Source organism: Nitratireductor sp. StC3 (genome assembly GCF_003015025.1).
Classification (GTDB): domain Bacteria; phylum Pseudomonadota; class Alphaproteobacteria; order Rhizobiales; family Rhizobiaceae; genus Mangrovimarina; species Mangrovimarina alexandrii.
Genome location: NZ_PYBP01000010.1, coordinates 41,055 through 61,330, shown reverse-complemented (window position 1 = coordinate 61,330; position 20,276 = coordinate 41,055). Strand labels below are relative to the sequence as shown.

The 20,276-nt window shown below is 64.9% G+C and carries 19 protein-coding genes, 1 tRNA gene and 1 pseudogene; 10 read left to right on the top strand and 11 right to left on the bottom strand.

The genetic code is table 11. The features are described 5' to 3' along the window. Nucleotides 1-61: 61 nt before the first annotated feature. The gene (locus tag C7T96_RS18600; protein WP_106572759.1) at nt 62-3,664 is read left to right on the top strand and encodes an autotransporter domain-containing protein; all 3,603 of its coding nucleotides are present in this window, start codon (nt 62-64) and stop codon (nt 3,662-3,664) included. A 58-nt stretch (nt 3,665-3,722) separates the two neighbouring features. On the opposite strand, the gene C7T96_RS18595 is transcribed toward C7T96_RS18600, so the two are convergent. From C7T96_RS18595 to C7T96_RS18585, 3 genes are all read right to left on the bottom strand, one after another. After that, nucleotides 3,723-4,052, bottom strand: a complete 330-nt coding sequence (locus C7T96_RS18595) for a DUF3768 domain-containing protein (RefSeq protein WP_106572758.1) — start codon at nt 4,050-4,052, stop codon at nt 3,723-3,725. Continuing rightward, nucleotides 4,049-4,291 (bottom strand): hypothetical protein, encoded by a 243-nt coding sequence (locus C7T96_RS18590; RefSeq protein ID WP_106572757.1) that lies wholly within the window; start codon nt 4,289-4,291, stop codon nt 4,049-4,051. The genes C7T96_RS18595 and C7T96_RS18590 overlap by 4 nt, the downstream gene beginning before the upstream one ends. A gap of 227 nt (nt 4,292-4,518) precedes the next feature. Then, entirely contained in the window at nt 4,519-5,157 is a 639-nt protein-coding gene (locus C7T96_RS18585; RefSeq protein WP_106572756.1) for a hypothetical protein, read from the bottom strand. 161 nt (nt 5,158-5,318) lie between these two features. Between C7T96_RS18585 and C7T96_RS18580 the strand changes: the two genes are divergently transcribed. Both C7T96_RS18580 and C7T96_RS18575 read left to right on the top strand, forming a co-directional pair. Continuing rightward, a complete protein-coding gene (locus tag C7T96_RS18580; RefSeq protein ID WP_106572755.1) occupies nt 5,319-6,500 on the top strand; it encodes a hypothetical protein in 1,182 nt (393 codons plus the stop codon). Between the two features lie 97 nt (nt 6,501-6,597). After that, nucleotides 6,598-6,918: a hypothetical protein gene (locus C7T96_RS18575; RefSeq protein ID WP_106572754.1), complete on the top strand. Its 321-nt coding sequence runs from the start codon at nt 6,598-6,600 to the stop codon at nt 6,916-6,918. Between the two features lie 551 nt (nt 6,919-7,469). Here the strand turns inward: C7T96_RS18575 and C7T96_RS24395 are convergent. From C7T96_RS24395 to C7T96_RS18535, 7 genes and pseudogenes are all read right to left on the bottom strand, one after another. Then, nucleotides 7,470-7,709 carry a hypothetical protein gene (locus tag C7T96_RS24395; protein ID WP_106572753.1) on the bottom strand — a complete coding sequence of 80 codons (240 nt, stop codon included), beginning with the start codon at nt 7,707-7,709 and terminating at the stop codon, nt 7,470-7,472. Between the two features lie 721 nt (nt 7,710-8,430). Further along, nucleotides 8,431-8,507: transfer RNA gene (locus C7T96_RS18560), tRNA-Arg, on the bottom strand. A gap of 461 nt (nt 8,508-8,968) precedes the next feature. Continuing rightward, nucleotides 8,969-9,172, bottom strand: a pseudogene (locus tag C7T96_RS18555) (ATP-binding protein); the annotation flags it as partial. Nucleotides 9,173-9,177: 5 nt separating this feature from the next. After that, nucleotides 9,178-10,674 (bottom strand): HAMP domain-containing sensor histidine kinase, encoded by a 1,497-nt coding sequence (locus tag C7T96_RS18550; protein WP_106572751.1) that lies wholly within the window; start codon nt 10,672-10,674, stop codon nt 9,178-9,180. A gap of 31 nt (nt 10,675-10,705) precedes the next feature. Further along, nucleotides 10,706-12,136 carry an FAD-dependent oxidoreductase gene (locus tag C7T96_RS18545; protein WP_106572750.1) on the bottom strand — a complete coding sequence of 477 codons (1,431 nt, stop codon included), beginning with the start codon at nt 12,134-12,136 and terminating at the stop codon, nt 10,706-10,708. A 61-nt stretch (nt 12,137-12,197) separates the two neighbouring features. Further along, a complete protein-coding gene (locus tag C7T96_RS18540; protein WP_238719639.1) occupies nt 12,198-12,944 on the bottom strand; it encodes a TVP38/TMEM64 family protein in 747 nt (248 codons plus the stop codon). A 10-nt stretch (nt 12,945-12,954) separates the two neighbouring features. Continuing rightward, nucleotides 12,955-13,797 carry a DUF547 domain-containing protein gene (locus C7T96_RS18535; RefSeq protein WP_106572748.1) on the bottom strand — a complete coding sequence of 281 codons (843 nt, stop codon included), beginning with the start codon at nt 13,795-13,797 and terminating at the stop codon, nt 12,955-12,957. A gap of 335 nt (nt 13,798-14,132) precedes the next feature. Between C7T96_RS18535 and rpmH the strand changes: the two genes are divergently transcribed. The 5 genes from rpmH (at nt 14,133) to C7T96_RS18510 (ending at nt 17,881) form a co-directional block, all read left to right on the top strand. Beyond that, nucleotides 14,133-14,267 carry a 50S ribosomal protein L34 gene (gene rpmH, locus C7T96_RS18530; RefSeq protein ID WP_106572747.1) on the top strand — a complete coding sequence of 45 codons (135 nt, stop codon included), beginning with the start codon at nt 14,133-14,135 and terminating at the stop codon, nt 14,265-14,267. Nucleotides 14,268-14,283: 16 nt separating this feature from the next. Next, on the top strand, nt 14,284-14,652 hold the full coding sequence (gene rnpA / locus C7T96_RS18525) for a ribonuclease P protein component (RefSeq protein WP_280951743.1): 369 nt from the start codon (nt 14,284-14,286) through the stop codon (nt 14,650-14,652). Beyond that, nucleotides 14,636-16,453 carry a membrane protein insertase YidC gene (gene yidC, locus C7T96_RS18520; RefSeq protein WP_106572745.1) on the top strand — a complete coding sequence of 606 codons (1,818 nt, stop codon included), beginning with the start codon at nt 14,636-14,638 and terminating at the stop codon, nt 16,451-16,453. The genes rnpA and yidC overlap by 17 nt, the downstream gene beginning before the upstream one ends. Nucleotides 16,454-16,604: 151 nt before the next feature. Further along, nucleotides 16,605-17,144, top strand: a complete 540-nt coding sequence (locus tag C7T96_RS18515) for a sigma-70 family RNA polymerase sigma factor (protein ID WP_106572744.1) — start codon at nt 16,605-16,607, stop codon at nt 17,142-17,144. Continuing rightward, nucleotides 17,141-17,881: an anti-sigma factor gene (locus C7T96_RS18510; RefSeq protein WP_106572743.1), complete on the top strand. Its 741-nt coding sequence runs from the start codon at nt 17,141-17,143 to the stop codon at nt 17,879-17,881. Before C7T96_RS18515 ends, C7T96_RS18510 begins: the two co-directional genes overlap by 4 nt. A 36-nt stretch (nt 17,882-17,917) precedes the next feature. Here the strand turns inward: C7T96_RS18510 and C7T96_RS18505 are convergent, their stop codons facing one another. Further along, nucleotides 17,918-18,718: a glutathione S-transferase family protein gene (locus tag C7T96_RS18505; RefSeq protein ID WP_106572742.1), complete on the bottom strand. Its 801-nt coding sequence runs from the start codon at nt 18,716-18,718 to the stop codon at nt 17,918-17,920. 273 nt (nt 18,719-18,991) lie between these two features. On the opposite strand from C7T96_RS18505, the gene C7T96_RS18500 reads away from it, so the two are divergent. Beyond that, nucleotides 18,992-19,549, top strand: coding sequence for a fasciclin domain-containing protein (locus C7T96_RS18500; protein ID WP_106572741.1), 558 nt, complete (start codon nt 18,992-18,994; stop codon nt 19,547-19,549). 189 nt (nt 19,550-19,738) lie between these two features. Further along, nucleotides 19,739-20,248, top strand: a complete 510-nt coding sequence (gene msrB / locus C7T96_RS18495; protein ID WP_106572740.1) for a peptide-methionine (R)-S-oxide reductase MsrB — start codon at nt 19,739-19,741, stop codon at nt 20,246-20,248. The last annotated feature ends 28 nt before the right edge of the window (nt 20,249-20,276 follow it).

Genomic DNA, 20,276 nt, shown 5'->3' with positions numbered 1-20,276 from the left:
ATTTTATTCATTGCTCAACAGACGAACGCCCTTCTTTGCCCTGCTCCTCAGCGCCGCGGCCATGCCCGCCTACGGCGCGAATATCACATGGTCGGGCGCCACCAATTCGGACTGGCAGGAAGCCACCAACTGGGTTGGCGGAGTCGCACCGGGCGCGGGCGACGCGGCATTCATAGGCACAGACAGCCCGGCAGCATCGATTGACGGGTATGGCGTCAATATCCAGGACCTCCGCGTTCCGGACACCGGCGATGGCGAACTGTCCATCATCAATGCCGGAACGCTGGACAATGCGGCCGCCTTTGTCGGAACCGGCGTAGGATCGACCGGAACTGTGACGGTCGATGGCGATGGTTCCCGCTGGGCCGGTACCGGCCACCTTTATGTCGGCTTTAGTGGTTCCGGTTATGTGACCATTCAGAACAGCGGCGACGTTGAGAGCGACGGCAGCATCTATCTGGGTCGTACCGCGGACGGTTATGGAGAGGTAACGGTCACTGGCGCGGGATCGTCGATGAGCGGGGACAATGCGCTTTATGTCGGCCATACCGGGTCGGCACTCATGAATGTGGTCGACGGAGCAACGGTTGACGCCGCTACGACCCTGATCGGAGAACTCGCGGGCGCGGACGGCGAGATCCTGCTACGTGGTGCGGGATCGACGCTGACGTCTCCAGGCCAGGTAATCGTCGGGAACAGCGGGATCGGTATCCTTGATGTCGAAGACGGCGCCTCGGTCGATTCCGGCGGCAATTTCTATGTCGGACTCAGCGCCGGAAGCACGGGCGAGGTGACGGTCTCGGATGCCGGTTCCGAGATCCGCCACACCGGACAGTTGCAGGTCGGCAGGACCGGAACCGGTACCTTGACCATAGAGGATGGCGGAGCAGTCACTGCAACCAGTTCACTACAGGTTGGCGTGCTGAACGGCTCGGATGGCACACTGGACATCCTGAGCGGTGGCACCCTTGACAACGCCACCGGCTATATTGGCAACGCCAGCGGATCGACCGGCACCGTGACCGTAGATGGTGCGGGCTCGCTATGGACCAGCACCGGCGATATTCATGTCGGGTACAACGGCTCTGGTTATGTAACCATTCAGAACGGCGGTGATGTCGAGAGCGACGGTCACATCTATCTGGCCCGAACGCTGGGCGGCTATGGCGAGGTCACGGTAACCGGCGCCGGATCGTCCATGTCGAGCGATATCGCTCTCTGGGTCGGTTTCAGCAACACCGGATCAGCCGTCTTCAACGTCCTCGACGGAGCAACGGTCACCAACCTGACCACCCGGATCGGCGAACAGGCCGGTGCAAGCGGGCAGATGCTTGTGCGCGGCGCCGGATCGCAGCTCATAACATCGAGCCACTTCGTCGTTGGGACCAGTGGCACCGGGGTCCTCGATATCGAGGACGGGGCTGCGGTCGATGCCGGAGGCGTGGCCTATGTCGGACAGAGCGCCGGTGGTGACGGAACAATAAACATCCTTGGCGGCGCGAACCTGGAAAGCGCTTCCGGGATCGCCGGACACAGCGCGGGTGCGACCGGCGATGTTATCGTCGATGGCGCCGGATCGTCCTGGGTCAACACCGGCACGCTGACCGTGGGCAACAACGGATCGGGTACGCTGATCGTGCGCAACGGCGCCACCACATCGGCGGCAACGACCCTGATCGTCAGCAGCGGCAATGGTTCGGACGGGCTGATGGAGATACGCGGCGGCGGGATGGTTACATCCACGACCGGACGTCTCGGCAACATCGCCGGATCGGATGGCGAGGTGTTGATCGCCGGGACCGGTTCTTCGTGGACCAATACCGGGGCAATGAGTGTCGGCCACAGCGGCACCGGCGAACTGACACTCAGCGACGACGGCACGCTGGATGTCGATGGGACACTGACGATTGCCAGCGCGGGTGGCTCGACCGGCACGCTCAACATCGGGGCGGCGGAAGGCGATGCCGCTGCCGCACCCGGCATCATCGATGCCGGCGCCATCAACTTCGGATCGGGCACCGGCGAGATCGTCTTCAACCATACCGGCACCAACTACACATTCGCGCCCGGGATCAGCGGCAACGGCACCCTCACTTTCGAAGCCGGGCACACCATCCTTTCCGGTGACAGCAGCGGGTTCGCGGGAACAGTGGCGATCAGCGATGCCCGCATCAGCCTGTCGGGCGAGATGGGCGGCACCATGACCTTTGGCAGCGGCAGCCGGTTCGACGGAACGGGCAGCGCGGGCAGTGTGGTGTTCGATAATGGCAGCACGGTTGCCCCGGGCAATTCCATCGGCACCACCCCGGTGGTCAACGCCACCTTCAATCCGGGCTCGACCTATGAAGTCGAGATCAACAGTGCCGGGCAAAGCGACCTCCTCGATGCAAGCGGCACCGTCACCATCAATGGCGGCACGGTGCAGGTCATCCCTTTCCCCGACTTCGCGCTCGGCACCGCCTATACGATTATCACCGCCGATGGTGGCGTGGCAGGCGCATTCGATACGCTGACCACACCGGCCACCGTCAACGGCGTTTTGACCTATGGGGCGAACAATGTCTTCCTGACCCTTTCGGGCAACGCCGCGGTCATGCAGGCGCGGGCGCGCAGCCGCAACCAACTGGCCGTAGCGGGCGCGAGCGGCAATGCGGGCGCCAACGGCGCGGTCAGCGCGCTATATCTCGTCTCCGGCGACGTCGCGACCCGCGCCGCTCTCGATGCGCTTTCCGGCGAGGTCCATGCCAGCCTTTCCGCCGCGCAGATCAGGGAGCAGCGCAGCTTGCGTGATATCGCGCTGCGCCGCCCGCAGGGTCGCAAGGACACCAAAGACGGTTCACCCTACTGGGTCGAGGCTTTCGCAACGGATGGCTGGTTCAAGGGTGACGGCAACAGTGCCTCGGCGGATACCGCGCATGGCGGCATGATGGCCGGGTTCGAGGCAGAACTTGGCGATGACGGCCATTTTGGCGTTGGCATCGGCTACAGCCAGAGCCTGATCGATGTCGATGGCCGCGCCTCGACCGCCACCAGCCGCAATCTGCATGCCCTCATCTATGGCGGCGAGCCCATCGGCGAAACCGGTCTTGATATCGAAGGCGGCGCCTCGCTCACCTTTCACGATATCGGGACGGATCGCGATACATCCTTCTCCGGCTTCGACGGGCAAAGCGGGGCTGACTACTCCGCCCAAACAGGCCAGATCTTCGCGCGCATCAGCCGCCCTATCGGCAACAGGAAATCACAACTGCGGCCTCATCTCGATGGCGCGTATATCGTCCGCCGCTCTGGGAGTTTTGGCGAGGATGGCGAAGCGGGACTGGAGGCCGATGCCCAGACCGACCATATCGGGCTTGCCACACTCGGTATCGACGGCGCGCACAGGATCGAAACCGGTGATGGTACGGCCACCCTGCGCGCGGGCGTCGGCTGGCAGCATGTCATCGGCAACACCGGCTCGGAACACTCACACGCCTTCCGGGACGCACCGGCGTCGGAGTTTGACGTGCGCGGGATCGACCTTCCCCGCGATACCGTCCTCTTCAATGCCGGTGTTGCCTTCACGCTCGAGGATACCGTCGACATCACGTTCGAATATCGCGGCGCGCTCGCCAATGAAGGCCAGGAGCATGGCCTTTCCGCCCGCGCCGGAATGCGGTTTTAGGCCGGTGACAGAAAAACCGGCGCGTAGCCGCGCCGGTTTCGGTCGATAGTCAGCGCGATCAGTACTCACTGGCCAGCATGATCGTCAGCACGCGGCGTGTAACCGCCGCGTCGGACGGATCGGGACTACCCATCTCGCAGTCGAGATCGTAATAGTCGATCTTCCAGAAGATGTTACCCGCATCAGGGTCCCGGATCATGCCAAAGTCGTGCTCGCCATGCGGATCGTTGTCCGGCGTGAAGTCATCGAAGCTTCGCACTTTGCGGACGATGCGTTCGCGGACTTTTTCCGGCAGCGCCATGACGCCCCGCGTGGCAACGACGGTTCCGGGCGCAAAGGCCTTGCGGAAGTTATCGTTGAGCTCCGCGATGGTAAGGCGGGGGCTCATTGTGAGCCCCCGTTGTCGGCCTGATCGACCGGCAGGACGAAGATGACGCCCTTGCGCTGTGCGAGTTCGACCGGGATATGGGCGAATGAGAGGATGCCGCCCTGCTTGCCGTTCTTGCGCGGCCAGATGGCGCCGATCTCCTTGGGCCGGGTGACGATATCGTTGCCGTCCCTGTCCTGCTCGATGCGTGAGAAGGTCACGCGGAAGAGCGGTTTCTCGTTGGTGGTTTTCTTTTTCATCGGATGTCTCCTTTGCTGGTTGAGGGCTGGACCATCCAGCCGATGCGCGGGAGACGTCGGGACGCATTGGAGACCGCCGGTCATGGTCAACACGGGAGCGAAGCGAATGGAGCGGGCAGGCCATTGAACGGTGGGCGGCGGCCAGACATAACCGCCATCGTCACGGCTGGGTGGCGAGCCCGGCAGCAAAAACCGGAGCCATCCGGAAAAAACACCCAATGAAGAGCTTAGTCCTCACGCATCCGGCGCAGCTCGTCGCGGGCTGAGGGATCACGGAAACGAGTGGAATTGCGTTCAAGCCAGACAATGCGCCGGTCCAGCTGCTCAAGGGCGAGGCGGCGGCCTTCAAGCCATTCCCGGAAGCCAGGCTTGCGCCGGGCGCCGACCGGACCAAAACGGCGGATGAATTCGAGCAGGTTTTCGAACATCATCTTGTGCACAAGATCGGGGCCGCGATCAGCTTTCATCGCGTGATAGTCAAAGCGCCAGTTGCTTTCGGCAAAATGGTAGTCCGGCGCGTCCATGCGTGAATCGAGCTGGCCGCGCTTTTCGGACACGCGTTTGAGATGGAACGTAAGAAGAAGGTGTTCGATATCCTCATAGCCCTCGACGTCGAACCCGTCCCTCGGGTCACCGCCCTTGTAGGGATCAGAAAAGAGCCGGTAGTCAAAAAAGAACCGCCGAAGCTTGGCGTAGATGGCGCTGATGCTGTTGGCACTGAGGCGAACATGGCTGGCGGCCTCCGCCGCCGAATGGTCGAGCGTGAACTGCCACAGCACCTTCTTGAACTGGTAGTCGCTGATCTTGGCGGAATGATAGAGCCGCCGCGTACGCCTGCCTGGTTTTCGTTTTCCGGCGTCGACCATACAGAAATTTCCCGAATCGTCACAACGAGTTAGGCGCGGCCCGGTAGGGTCCACATAATTTTCTGCTTGGGTGGACCACCCCGTCCGGCTCTGACATCCGGTTGTAATACCGCTATCGATATCCGCTGATCCACAGCGAAACCCGATGCGGGAACGAACACGTGCGCAGGAAGCTGGTCCGATTATCCGCCGAATACCGCAACGCCACGACGGTCGTGTCCATGATCGTTGCCGGGGTCTCGGGTTTCCTTTCGTTCATCTCTTACCGCGAGTTCCTGGCTGATACGATCCAACCGCCCGCATTTGCGGCTTTCGCGGCATTCGGAATCGCCTGTGCCTGCGGGGCGCTCCTGCACCTGATCTTCATTCTGGTGCTGGGCGGCATTCCCTATGTCCAAAAACGCCTGCGCCACGGCTTCATCCCCATGATCGCCACGCTGATGGTCTTGGTCGCCATGTTCTCGACCTATACGAATGTGCTCGCCACGGGCGGTGGCAGTGCGCTGGCCATTCATGCGGCGCGCCATATTGACGCCCTGATGGACGTGGCGGGCGACCTACAAGCCCTCGCCCTCGAAGCAGGCCAGCTCGCGCCGGACCTGAGCGACCGCGCCGCCCGGCTTCGCGCGCAGGCGGATTGCGAGCGCAGCGAGGGTTGCCGTACCGGCTCGCCGGGCGCGGGCGCCCTGACCGACGCGCTCTCAAATGCGGCAGATCGGATCGCGGATTCCGCCAAGGTGCTTTCGAGTTCACAGGCGGCCATCATGGCGCGCATCCCCGAATTGAATGCGGCCTTCGCCAACGGCAATGACATCGCGGCCCGTAGCCTGCTGGCGCTTTTGCGCAGTCGGGTGCCGGTTGCCGTCCTGCGGAGCGCTGCTGCCGATCTGCGCCAAAGCCTGGGCATTCGCGGCACGGCGCGGGGCGCCGCGCTCAGGCAGCGCCAGGATGACGGGATCGACGCACTCCAGGGCGAACTGGCGAATGTTGCCGACGCCCTGGAGGTCATGGCCGGGAAGCTCGAAGACCGGCTGGCCGCGCTTGTCCTGCCTGATCGGCACTCGCTCACCAAGGCCGGGGCCATCCTCAAACATGCGGATCAACTCGTTCCCCAGATCGCGGTCGGCATTGCCATCGACTGGGTACTGATCCTGGTCGCCTTCCTGATGGGGCAGTTCCGCGACGCCACGCCGCCGCCCGAGGACGATGTGTCCGACATATCGCTTGCCGATGCCCGGCGCGCCAGCCGGGAAACGGCGAGATTGGCGGCGGAGGTCTACCTTCGCGATGAAGATTTCGCGTGCCCGTTCAACCCGAGTTTCCATAGCGGCACGAAGCATTGATGATGTGTCAGGCTAGGAATATTTTCATTGTATTTGGGAATTATTTCCTGTATCCTGTCTGTTTTCTCAAATCAGGCAGGACGGAAGGAGGCCAGCGATGAGAAAGACTGACCCAATCTCCCTGAACGACCTGCCGAAGAATGCGGGGGCTGCGGGCTCGCTCGACCTCGATCATGACAAATATCTCGGCGAGCTCGATGGCATGGACCTGAGCGAGGACCAGAAGCGCGAGCTGCTCGAAACCCTCTGGTCGATCATGTTCCACTTCGCGTGGCTGGGCTACAGCGTCGATGTCTGTGGGCAACTCTTCGAGGAATTCAACGAGAACTCCGGGCCGGAGTCCGCTGATGGTACAATGCCGTCCTCAAACATCACGGAGACGCCAGCGGACGACGACGAAAGGGAAGGCCCGGCATGACACAGGACAAGAAACGCGAAAAAGCCATCATCTATTGCCGGGTATCGAGTGCCAAGCAGCGCAAGGCCGGGGACGGAATCCGCAGCCAGGAAACGCGCTGCCGCGAGTTCGCGCGCATGAAGGGGTACAAGATCGTCGCGGTCTTTGGCGACGACGCGTCGGGCAGCACCATCGAGCGACCGGGCGTCAAGGAAGCGCTTGCCTACGCCCGCAATCACCGCAAGGACGGGATCGTCTTCCTGATCGATGACGTTTCGCGTCTGGCGCGCGGCGTCGAGCAGCATATCCAGTTGCGCTCCGCCATTCTCGCAGCAGGCGCGGTGCTGGAATCGCCCTCCATCGAGTTCGGTGAGGACTCGGACTCGATCCTCGTCGAAAACCTGCTCGCCAGCGTCTCGCAGCACCAGCGCCAGAAGAACGGCGAGCAGACAAGAAACCGCATGCGCGCCCGTGTGGTGAACGGCTACTGGCCGTTTCAGGCTCCGACCGGCTTCAGGCACCAGCGTGTCACCGGACGCGGCATGATCCTCACGCGCGATGAACCCGTGGCATCAATTGTCCAGCGCGTGCTCGAAGGCTACGCCCACGGCGAGTTCGAAAACCAGGCGGAAGTCATGCGCTTCTTGCAGGACGAACCGCTGTTTCCCAAAAGCGCGACCGGACGGGTGACCAACCAGCGCGTGGCGATCCTGCTGCGCAATCCCGTCTATGCCGGGTATGTCGAGGCCAGGAAGTGGGGCGTCTCGCTCAGGGAAGGTCAGCACAAAGGCCTGATCACCTTCGATGTCCATCGCCGCATCCTCGCGCGTCTTGACGGGGCGACCTATACGCCGCGCCGCAAGAACCTGAATGAGGACTTCCCCTTGAGGGGACACGTTGCCTGCGCGGATTGCGGCACCCCTCTGACCGCCTGCTGGTCGAAGGGCTCGCACGGCCGCTATCCCTACTACCTGTGTCCAAAGCGGGGATGTGACAGCTACGGGAAGTCGATCCGGCGGGACAGGATCGAAGGCGAGCTCGAAAGCCTTCTGAAAGAGCTGCAACCGAGTGAAAACCTGTTTCGCATCGCGTGCGGCATGCTGCGCGAATGGTGGAACCATATCGGGGAGCAAACGCAGTCGCAGTCCCGGTCGCTCGGGAAACGCCTGACCGAGATTGACAGGCAGATCGAGCAGTTCCTGGAACGCGTGGTCGAAGCGAAAACGCCGAGCGTCATCGGCGCCTACGAGGACCGCATTGCCAAGCTGGAAGAGGAGAAACTGGTCGTCCGGGAAAACATGGCGGATGCCAAACGTCCGAAAAGCAGCTTCGACGATACACTTAGAACGGCGCTCGGATTCCTGGCGAACCCTTGGAATCAGTGGGTTTCGGGCAAGCTGGAGAACCGGCGCACGGTACTTAAACTCGCATTTGCCGACCGCCTGCGCTATGCCCGCGAAACGGGATTTAGAACGGCAAATTTGTCTTTACCATTCAGGGTGTTAGGTGCTCTTGGCGATGGTGAGAACGGTATGGCGCGCCCGAAAGGATTCGAACCTCTGACCCCCAGATTCGTAGTCTGGTGCTCTATCCAGCTGAGCTACGGGCGCGCGGGGCCGCGTCCAGGGCGGCCCGCGGACGGGCGTTGCCGCCATCCGCAAACGAAACCGCTACCTAATGAAGACGCGGGCGAAAAGCAAGCGGGCGCGGGCGAAAACTTTGCGCTTTCGGCGGGCGGCCCTGCGAGACCGCCGCGCTGCGCGGACGCGGCCACAGCGCAGCGTAAGCCAGCCGGTGGCGGACGCGGGGCTGGAAGGAATGTTGCGGGGCGCGGGCGGTGCCCGGCGCCGTCCAGCGGCCATGGCGCCGCGCACGCCCGGCCTGACCGTGCGATCCCGGCGATCAAACGGTCGCCTTGCGCCAAGGATGGACGGCCCGATCGACCGGCGCGCCACGTCCGCCGCCACCCACCCGTCGGGATGCGGATCGCGGGACCGGTGTCGGGCGTCGTGGATCGGCCGGGCTGCGCAACGGGTTCGCCCGGCCTGCCCCGGCGCCCGGCAATGGCCGCTTAAGCCGGGCGGCGGATGGTCTGGCGCGCCTCGTCGGGCCGGACCGGCTGGTCGGGAATCGTGATCAAGAACCGGGTGCGCCCGCCGACGCTTTCCACCAGTTCGATCGCCCCGCCATGGGCGCGCACCAGCTCATGGGCGATCGCCAGGCCGAGACCGGTGCAGCCGGAGCGCGCCGCGCCGCGAAAGGCGGCAAACAGATGGCCGCTCAGGCCGGGCGGCGGATGGTCTGGCGCGCCTCGTCGAGCCGGACCGGCTGGTCGGGAATCGTGATCAAGAACCGGGTGCGCCCGCCGACGCTCTCCACCAGTTCGATCGCCCCGCCATGGGCGCGCACCAGCTCATGGGCGATCGCCAGGCCGAGACCGGTGCCGCCGGAGCGCGCCGCGCCGCGAAAGGCGGCGAACAGATTGTCGCGCGCCTTGGCCGGCAGGCCCGGACCGGTGTCCTCGACGAGGATGCGGCTGACGCTGCCCTCGCGCTCGGCCGACACGGTCAGCCGGCGCACCAGCGAGCCCTCCCGGTCGGCCGCCATCGCCTGGACGGCGTTGCGGCACAGATTGTTGAGGACACGGAAGAGCTGCTCGGCATCGGCGTCGACCTCGAAATCGGGCGCGACCGCGTTGACGAACTCGATGTCGGCGCGCGGATCGAGACCGACCAGGCCCTCGACCTCGGCGACGAGCGTGCGCAGCCGCAGGATGCGGCGCGTCGGCGGCGCCTCGTGGGCGCGGCCATAGGCCAGAACGCGCTCGGTGTAGCCGACGGCGCGGTCGATGGCGCGCACCAGCTTGGGCGCGAACATCTGCACGGACGGGTCCTTGACCGCACGCAGCCGGTCCGAGATCAACTGCGCGGACGCCAGGATGTTGCGCATGTCGTGATTGATCTTGGACACGGCCAGGCCGAGATCGGCGAGATGTTTTTGTTCGCCCAGCGTCTGGTGGAGCTGGTTCTGCATCACCGACAATTCGCGCTCGGCGATGCCGATCTCGTCGCGCCGGCCGGAGGGGCGGATGATGCGGCCGGGATCGTCGGGCGCCTCAGCGAAGGCGGACATGGCCCGGCGCATGCCGTGAATCGGCCTGATCATCAGCGCGTGGATGGCGAAAAACACCAGCCCGGCGGTGATCAGCGAAATCAGCAACGACAACAGCGCGACGTTGCGCGCATAGACGAACATGGCCGCGCGAAGTTTGGCGTCGGGCAGGATCAGCTCGAAATCCATCGGGCTGTCGCCGACGCGCCCGTAGACGCGCAGCATGCGGTCGCCGCCCTCCATCATCGTGTCGAGCGCGCCGGCGATCGCGGCCAGCGGGCCGACCTCGGACGGGGTGACGTGCTCGTCGACATCGGGCGGCATGTCGGACGCCACCAGCAGCCGGGACACGCCCTCGTCGCGCACGGCGATCGCCTTGGCGCCGAGCGCCATCAAGACGTCGTCGCGCAGTTGCGGCGGCAGCTCGATCTCACCGCTTTCGATCAACGGCACGCTGGCGGCGGCGGCCGTCGACAGCCGCTCCTCGAGCCAGCGCAGCCGGAAATTGGCCACCGACGGGATGAAGATCAGCACCTCGGCGATCAGCACCGACACGATGGTCAACAACAAAAGCTTGGTCGACAGGCGATGTGGCCAGGCGGCCGGACCGGCCGAACCGTCCGGACCGGTGTCATCGCCGTGCTGGGCTTTGTCGTGGCTCGTCATCGCGCCTTTCCTGCCCGCGCGGACCGGCCGGTCAGCCAAACAATCGCAAAAACGCGATCAGCCGCCTGACCACCGGCTTGCGGGCCGCACCCGAAAAATAGGTGATCGCGGCGCGTTTGCCAATTTCGCTCATCGTGGGATAGGGCGGCACATAGGCGGCGACGTCGCGCAGACGCAGTTTTTTCGACAGGACCAGGGCCCAAAGATTGATCATCTCGCCGGCATTGGCGCCGACGATCGTGACGCCGAGCAACCGGCCGCGCCGATCCGCCATCAGCTTGATGAAGCCGGCGGTCTGGCGCTCGGCCTGGGCGCGGTCGTTTTCGGCATAGGGCCAGCGCAGAATGCGGACCCCGCCACGGGCCTTGAGAGCCTCGGCCTCGGTCATGCCGACCTGGGCGAGCTCGGGATCGGCGTAGGTGACCCGCGGCAGGATGGCACGGTTCTCGCGCGCCGGCAGGCGAAACAGCAGCGCGCGCACGACCAGCCCGGCATGATAGCCGGCGACATGGGTGAATTGCGGCCCGCCGGCGACATCGCCGATCGCGTAGACGCGGCGGTTGGTGGTGCGCAGCTTGGCGTCGACTTTCACGCCCTTTTCGTCGTGGGCAATGCCGGCCTCGTCGAGGCCGAGCCCGTCGACATCGACCGTGCGACCGGTGGCCACGAGCAGATGGCTGCCGTCGATGGGCTCGGGCCCGGCGTCGGTCTCGACATAGACCCGCACCCCAGTCTTGCCGCGCCGTTCGACCCGCGCGACGGCGGTGTTTTGGCGGATGACGACGCCTTCGCCGCGCAACCGCTCCAGGACCGCCGCGGCCGCCTCGGGATCGTCCCGGCCGAGTGCTGAAAACGCCTCGAGCACGGTCACCTCCGAACCCAGACGGCGATGGGCCTGGGCGAGCTCGATGCCGATCGGCCCGCCGCCGATGACGATCAGCCGCGACGGCCGGCGGGTGAGATCGAAAATCGTCTCGTTGGTCAGGAAATCGACATCGTCGAGCCCGGGGATCGGCGGCACCATCGGCGAGGAGCCGGTGGCGACGACGAAGCGACGGGCGCGAATCTCGGTGTCGCCGGCCACGACCGTGCGCGGGCCGGTGAAGCGCGCCTGGCCGCGGATGACATGAACGCCGAGCGCGGTGAAGCGCTCGACCGAATCATTCGGCGCGATCGCCGCGATCACGTCCCGGACATGGCGGTTGACGGCCTTGAAATCGACCTTCGGCTCGACGTCGGCGATGCCGAAGGCGGATGCGCCGCGCAGCGCGGCGGCACGCTTGCCGGCCGCGATCAACGCCTTGGAGGGCACGCAGCCGTAATTGAGGCAATCGCCGCCCATCCTGCCCTTTTCGACGAGCACCACCGGCACGCCGAACGCGGCGGCGGCGGCGGCGACCGACAGGCCGCCGGAACCGGCGCCGATGACGCAAATATCCGGTTTCAATATCGTATCGGTCATAAAATCCCTTCGCATGGCCCCGGGCCGGCCGGCTTTCGCGGCGACGCGGCGGCACCGCGGTTCAGGCGCGCCGGCCGCCGACCTTCTTTACGATGGTGGGGATCGCCGCAACAAGGGCGAGCGCGACGAAGGCGAGCGTGATTTCGGGCGTCACCAGATCGCGAAGCGCAATGTCGCGGCCGGATTGGCCCGCCGCGACCAGGACGCTGTCGAGCCCGGCGCCGAGCCAGGCATAGGCGAGCGTGCCGGGCAGGATGCCGATGAAGGTGGCGGCGACGTAGGTGCGCAGCTCGACCGCGAAGAACGCCGGGGCGATGTTGACGATCCAGAACGGGAAGATCGGCGCCAGCCTGAGCACGAGCAGATAGCCGAACGCGTCGCGCCGGAACCCGTCGGCCAAACGCGCCGTGCGCGCACCGAGCCTGCGCTGCAGCACGTCGCCGAACGCGGTACGCGCGGCCAGGAAGACGACGGTCGCGCCGAGTGTCGCGGCAAACGCGACCAGCACGGCGCCGACCAGCCAGCCGAACAGGAAACCGGCAAGGACGGTGAGCACCGAGGCGGCCGGGAAGGAAAACGCCACGGCCAGCACATAGGCGGCGAAGAACAGCACAGCCGCGCGTCCGTAATGCGCCGCGACGAAGGCGGCCAGCATCTCGCGACTTTCTGACAGATAGGAAAGCGACAGGAAGCGGTGCCAGCCCATGGCATAGCCGAACAGCAGCCCGGCCACGACGACGGCGATCGGCGCGTAGCGCCACAGCGCCGCGCGCCGGCCGGTCGGGCTGTTGCCGGCATCGCCGGACATGGCTGTCTCCTCAGACATCGTTGAGCGCCCAGTCATAAACGAAATCGCCAAGCCGCGCTGTGTCGAGGGCGTTTTTCAGCGGCGGCGCGGCGAAACGGCGCCAATGCCGTTTCAACCGCCCCCTGCCCCCGAAATCGGACGCGTACCAGGAATAGAGCCTGGAGGCGGTGATCGCACGGCCGGCGACGCTGAGGCCACGGTGGTGATTGACGTAGGCGGCCGCGTTGTCGGCCATCAACCGGTCCAGATTGGCGCCGGTAAAGGCCCGGGCGGCCAGGTTCGGGCAGGAATAGGAGGCGCAGTTGAGCGCATAGTGGCTCATCGGATCGGCGAAGATCGGACGCACGATGCGATGCTCGACATCGTCGAGCGAGACGTCGCGCCCCTCGACGCGGATAATCTTCTTCGACCAGGGGCCGCGACCGAACAATCCGCCGCCGCCGAGATTGATCTGCTTGATCGAGGCGACCGGATAGTTGTCGAGCACCACGTCCAAAGTCTTGGCATTGTAAAGATTGATCCAGTAGGCATGCGCCTCGGCGCGGCCGAAAGTCGACGGGCGGGCCTGCTGCAGACGGTCGAGATAGGATTTCAGCGTCGCGCGGCCGGACGCGGCGAAACCGCGATAGTCGACGCGGTTGTAACCGTGTCCGTCGGGCCTGACATGGGCCTGCAGGAGCCGGTCGTAGGCGGCATGGTCGAACCCGCGCGTGCCGCGCGGCCCGAACGCGCCGATCGGCGCCGCCAAGGCCGGCACGCCCGCCATTGCCAGAAGCGCGGCCGCGCCGCCGCCGGCCAGCACGTGGCGCCGTGTCGCGCGCGGGGCCGGTTTACGGGTGGCGGCATCGGGCATGGCACAATCCTGTGGCGTTGGGTGCGGCAAAGAAACACCCACCCGAATTGGCCCAGCAACCGGATGGGTACAACCCGTCAGGCCGCGATCTCACCGTCTATTGACCGCACTCCGAAAGGGCCTCACCCTTTCGTGAGCCGTCTCGTCACGACATTTCGAGCGCCAGCGCGCCAGATGCCGGCTTTTCATTGACTTCCGGCGACCATCTTTTTATAAGCCGCCGCACGTTCGGGTCCGTGGCCCGGCGCCATTTGTGTGCGCCCACGTCCAGATCCGAAAGCTCCTGTTTTGAAGAGATAGATCCAAGAAGGGCCGCACGCCGCGGTATTAAATAAATGAAACGTACCTATCAGCCGTCCAAGCTCGTGCGCAAACGCCGTCATGGCTTCCGCGCCCGTATGGCAACCAAGGGTGGCCGCCGCGTCATCGCGGCGCGGCGCAACCGCGGCCGCAGCCGGCTTTCGGCCTGAACCGGACCGCGCGGCGTTGACCGGCAACCGGCGCAGTGCGCGCCCGCCGGAACGGATGCGCAAACGCGCCGATTTTCTGACCGCACGGCGCGGAGAAAAACGGCGCGGACGTCTGTTTCTGCTCGAGGTTTACGATCGTGGCGACGACGCCGCGCCGCGCCTCGGCTTGACGGTCACAAAAAAAACCGGCAACGCCGTTATACGCAACCTTATCCGGCGTCGCCTCAAGGAGGCCGTGCGCACGCACGCAGCCGATGACATGGCGCGCGGCAAGGACTATGTGATCGTCGGGCGCCGCGAAATCGCGGCGATACCCTTCGACCAGCTGAAAAGCGAACTCTCCCGACGAATGCGCGGAACGGCTCTTGATGGAAAACAACCGTAATTTCTTCATCACGATCGCGCTGTCGATCCTGATCCTGACGGTGTGGCAGGTCTTTTACGTCAACCCGAAGATCGAGAGTCAACGCGAGCAAACCCGCCTCGAGACGGAACAGGCCGAGGCGGACGGAGCCGCAAAGGCCGACGGCGCGACCGGCGCGCCGGCGGTGAACCCCGACATACCCGGCGCCGCGCCGGCCGACGTGCCCGGCGGGCCGGCCGGACAGGGCGGCCGCGACGACGCGCTCGCCGGCGGCGGTCGCGTCGTCATCGACACGCCGCGCCTTGCGGGCTCGATCAACCTGACGGGCGGACGTATCGACGACCTGTTGCTCAAAGACTACCGCGTGACGGTGGAAAAGAACTCGCCCAACATCGAGCTTCTCAACCCGTCGGCGGTTCCCAACGCCTATTACGTCGAAATCGGCTATGTCGGCAGCGAGGCGAGCGGCCAGGTGCCGAGCTACGATACGGTCTGGTCGGTCGACGGCAATGCGAAGCTGACGCCGCAGAACCCGGTCGTGCTGACCTTCACCAACGACAAGGGCCTGACCTTCAAGCGCACTGTCGCGGTCGATTCGGACTATATGTTCACGCTGTCCGACACGATCGAAAACGCCTCGGGCAACGCGGTTTCGATCAGCAATTACGGTCGGGTGACGCGCTTCGAAAAACCGCAGACGACCGGCATCTACGTACTGCACGAGGGCCTGATCGGCGTCACCGGCGAGGAAGGTCTGCAGGAAATCGACTATTCCGACGTCGAGGAAGACGGCAAGATCGTGCCGTCGAAATCGAGCGACGGCTGGCTCGGCATGACCGACAAATACTGGGCCGTGGCGATGGTGCCGTCGGGCAAGCAGGCCTTCCAGCCGCGCTTCGTCTATCTCGACGACAACCGCTCGCGCTACCAGGCCGATTTCCTGTCCGATCCGATGGTGGTCGACGCCGGAGGGTCGGCAACCGTGGAAACCATGGTGTTTGCCGGCGCCAAGGAAGTCTCCCGGGTCGACGCCTACGAGGAAAACCGGCAGATCCGCCAGTTCGACCTGCTGATCGACTGGGGCTGGTTCTATTTCATCACCAAGCCGATGTTCTATCTTATCGATTGGCTCTACAAGCTGCTCGGCAATTTCGGCCTGGCGATCCTCGCCACCACCGTCGTGGTCAAGCTGATCTTCTTCCCGCTCGCCAACAAATCATACAAGTCGATGGCGAACATGAAGAAGGTTCAGCCGAAAATGCTGGAAATCCGCGAGAAATACGCGGACGACAAGATGAAGCAGCAGCAGGCGATGATGGAGCTCTACAAGACGGAGAAGATCAATCCGCTGGCCGGGTGCTGGCCGGTGCTGATCCAGATTCCCGTCTTCTTTGCGCTCTACAAGGTGCTTTACGTCACCATCGAAATGCGGCACGCGCCGTTCTTCGGCTGGATCCAGGACCTGGCCGCACCCGACCCGACGTCGATCTTCAACCTGTTCGGACTTCTGCCCTACGACGTGCCGGCCTTCCTGCTGATCGGGGTGTGGCCGCTGATCATGGGCATCACCATGTTCTTGCAGATGCGCATGAACCCGACGCCGCCCGACCCGACCCAAGCGATGATCTTCAACTGGATGCCGGTGGTGTTCACCTTCATGCTGGCCACCTTCCCGGCCGGGCTGGTGATCTACTGGGCCTGGAACAACTTCCTGTCGATCCTCCAGCAGGGCGTGATCATGAAGCGCCAGGGCGCCAAGATCGAATTGTGGGACAATCTGGGCGGGCTGTTCAAGAAGAAGCCGAAACAGCCGGCGGAATAGCCGAACCGGATCGGCGCAAGTTCGGAAAGCCCGCCGCGTGCGGGCTTTTTGATGCCGGAAACGGGGCGGCGGAGCGCCGCGCCGCTTTCCATCGCCGCAATGGGGCGATGCCGCATTGCAAATACAGCGCGGCGCGCTAGGTTGAGCCGGCATGACGCCGCACGACATTACAAAACTGATCGTCCGTACCGCGATGAAGGATCGCGGGGCTTTCGATTTGCTTTACCGGCAAACCAGCGCGAAACTCTTCGGCGTGTGCCTGCGTGTCTTGAGGGACCGGGCGGAGGCCGAGGAAGCGTTGCAGGACGTCTATGTCAAAATATGGACCAAGGCCGACCGCTTCGCCGTCTCGGATCTGAGTCCGATCTCGTGGCTGGTGGCGGTGGCGCGCAACCATGCGATCGACAAGCTGCGGGCGCGGCGCCCGAGCGGTGCGCCGATCGACCATGCCGCCGAGATCGCCGATCCTAAGCCTGGACCGGAATCCGTCGCCGTGATGACCAGCGAGAGGCGGCGCATCGACGACTGTATGGACGAACTCGACGACGAGCGGTCGGCGGCGGTGCGCGGCGCCTATCTGAGCGGCGACAGCTATGCCGAGCTTGCCACGCGGCACGGCGTGCCGCTGAACACGATGCGGACATGGCTGCGGCGCAGCCTGTTGAAACTCAGGGACTGTCTGGAGCGATGAGCGCTGCCGACGACAACGGACGCGAACTGACCGGCGACGACGCGCTGGCCGCCGACTATGTGCTCGGCGCGCTCGACGGCGACGACCGCCGCGCGGCCGCCCGCCGGATCGAGACCGATCCGGACTTCGCCCGGCTGGTGGATCGCTGGGAAGAGCATATGGCGCCGCTGGCGGCGGGTTACGAACCGGTCGAGCCGCCGCCAGCGGTCAAGGCCGGGCTCGACGCACGGTTGTTTGCGGCCGACGGCGCCACGGCAACGCCACGGGGGGCCGCGGCTCCCGCAGGCGGCTTGTGGCAAAGCCTTGCCGTGTGGCGCGGCATCGCGGCCGCGGCGATCGCAGGGCTGGTTCTCGCCCTGGCCGTGCCGCTGCTTGCGCCGCCGCCGGTCGACGAACCGGCCGGGCGCCTGGTGGCTTCGCTGGCGCCGCAGGAAAGTAATGTTCATTATTTCGTCGTCTACGACGCCAGCACCCGCGATATCGGGCTGTCGCACGTTACCGGCGAGCGCGACGGCGGCCGCGATTTCGAATTGTGGGTAATCGAGGGCGACACGCCGCCGGCCTCGCTCGGGATTATCCCGGCCGGCTCCACCGTCCATCTCGCCGTCGGCGAGGCGCTGCGCCGCAAGATCGAGGCCGGCGCGGTGTTTGCGATCAGTCTCGAACCGGCCGGCGGCTCCCCCACCGGCCAGCCGACCGGTCCGGTCGTGGCGGCCGGCGACTTGCGCGCCATTTGACCGCGACGGCACCCGGCCGCCGAAAGCAAAGTCCGATCAGGCCAAGCCCAAGGCGGCGTCGTCCGCCGGTTCTCCGTATTTGGCGCGTGGCGGCCAGGGCCGCGCGCGCCAAGACGGCTCGAACACGAAACTCGATTTCGCCCGCCCCGGCAAAAGCGCGCCATTGCCGGCGCCTTGCGCGTAGTCGTAGTAGAGCTTGACGATCTCCTCGCGGCTCACCTGGCCGGCGGCCGGATGCGCCAGGCAGGCCTCGCGCCAGGCAGCGACGCGCTCGAACCCCTCCACCGGCAGGTCGAAATCCTCGTAATAGTCGAGGAACCAGAAGCGCATGAACATCGGCGTGAACACGGTTTCGGCAAGGCCGAACCGGTCGAACAGAAACGGCCCGTCGGGATTGTGCTTGCGCAGGAAGCGGTCGAAATCGCGGTAATGGCCCAGCATCTTGTCGTGAAAACCGGCGCGGGCGGCCGGATCCTGGTTGAGGACGAACATATAGCCGGTGGCGGTGAAGGGGCCCTCGCGGGCGATCAGCATGTTTTCGACCGCGCGCTCGTAAGCGTCCGCGCGCGCCACCGGCCGCTCGGCGAAGCGGTCCTCGAGATAGGCCATGATGACCAGGCTTTCCTTGATGACGCCGCCGTTTTCGGTCGCAAGCACCGGCAGCGCGGTCGTCCCGTCGGTCAGTTCGAGCAGCCAGTCAGGGCGCGGTTTTGTGATGTCAATGACGTGAAAGGCGACACGGTCGCGCAGTCCCTTGAGTTCGAGCAGGATCTCGAGGCGCTGCGAAAACGGGCAGACGGGAATGTGGTAGACGACCGGTTTCGACTGGTCGGGCATGATGCAGCACCTCTTTGCTTTCCAGTGGCGGTCCGACAGACGCCGGTCGCGGCCGCGCCGCCCTGCCGCGGCACCGGCTCCGACTCGGCCGAGCAAACGATAAAGCAGGCCAGGCTGCGGACCAACGCCTTCCAGTCGGCGGCGTCGTTACATCAACATTCGGAATAAATCAGCTTTCACTTTCAACGATTCGTCCCTGAAACTCTCGGTCAAACGATCCCGTGTCTTCGCCTGCCCACCCGCTGGGACAAACCAACAGGGAGTTTCGATACGATGAAAAATTCCAAGCTTCTCGCACTCGCCGGCGCCTTCGCCGTCTCCACCCTCGCCGGCATCGCCCATGCCGACAATCCGATGGTCGGCGGAGCGGCGATGTATGCCGACAAGAATATCGTCGAAAACGCCGTCAACTCGAAGGACCACACCACGCTGGTGGCGGCCGTCAAGGCGGCCGGCCTGGTCGAGACGCTGCAGGGCGAAGGGCCGTTCACGGTGTTCGCGCCCGTCAACGCCGCCTTCGACAAACTGCCCGACGGCACGGTCGACACGCTGCTGAAGCCGGAGAACAAGGACACGCTGACCAAGGTTCTGACCTGCCACGTGGTGGCGGCCGAGGCGATGTCGGATGCGATCGGCAAGATGATCAAGGATGACGGCGGCAACCATCCCGTCGAAACCGTCGGCGGCTGCATGCTTCAGGCCAAGATGGACGGCGACAACATCACGCTGACCGACGAGAACGGCAACGTCGCCACCGTGACGATTGCGGATGTCGACCAGTCGAACGGCGTCATCCACGTCATCGACACGGTGCTGCTGCCGAAGGCCTAAGGCCCGGCGCCACCCGCTCTCGCGGCGCCGCCGCGGATTTTCGACCCCCCCGTGCGGCGGCGGGGCACGCTCCGCGCCACGGCCAAGCCGTGGCGCGGAGCGTTCGCGCAAGCGCCGGTCTTCGTCAAGGCGAATTGATTTCTCCGTGACCGTGCCTGCCCGATACGCTAGCTGGAAAAGGAGACCGCCATGAACCGAAGATTTTTTCTCTACGGCTCGACCGGCGCCGCCATCGTGGCCGGATTGCCGCTCCTGGCGCGTCAGGACATAGCGAGCCCGGCAATGGCCAAGGACAAAGACCAGTTCGAAATCGAAAAGACCGAGGCCGAGTGGCGGGAAATCCTGACGCCCGAGCGCTACAAGGTGCTGCGCGAGGAGGCGACCGAACGCGCCTTCACCAGTCCGCTCAACGATGAAAAACGCGCCGGCACGTTCCATTGCGCGGGCTGCGATCTTCCGCTTTACTCCTCCCAGACCAAGTTCGAGTCCGGCACCGGTTGGCCGAGCTTCTGGGAGGCGCTGCCCGACGCGGTCGGCACGCGGAAGGACCGGTCGTTCTTCATGGTGCGCACGGAGTGCCATTGCAGCCGCTGCGGCGGCCATCTCGGCCACATCTTCGACGATGGCCCGCCGCCGACCGGCAAGCGCCATTGCATCAACGGGCTGGCGCTTGCCTTCAAACCTTCCGGCGCGGCATAACCGACGCAAAAACGGCGACCGGGCAGCG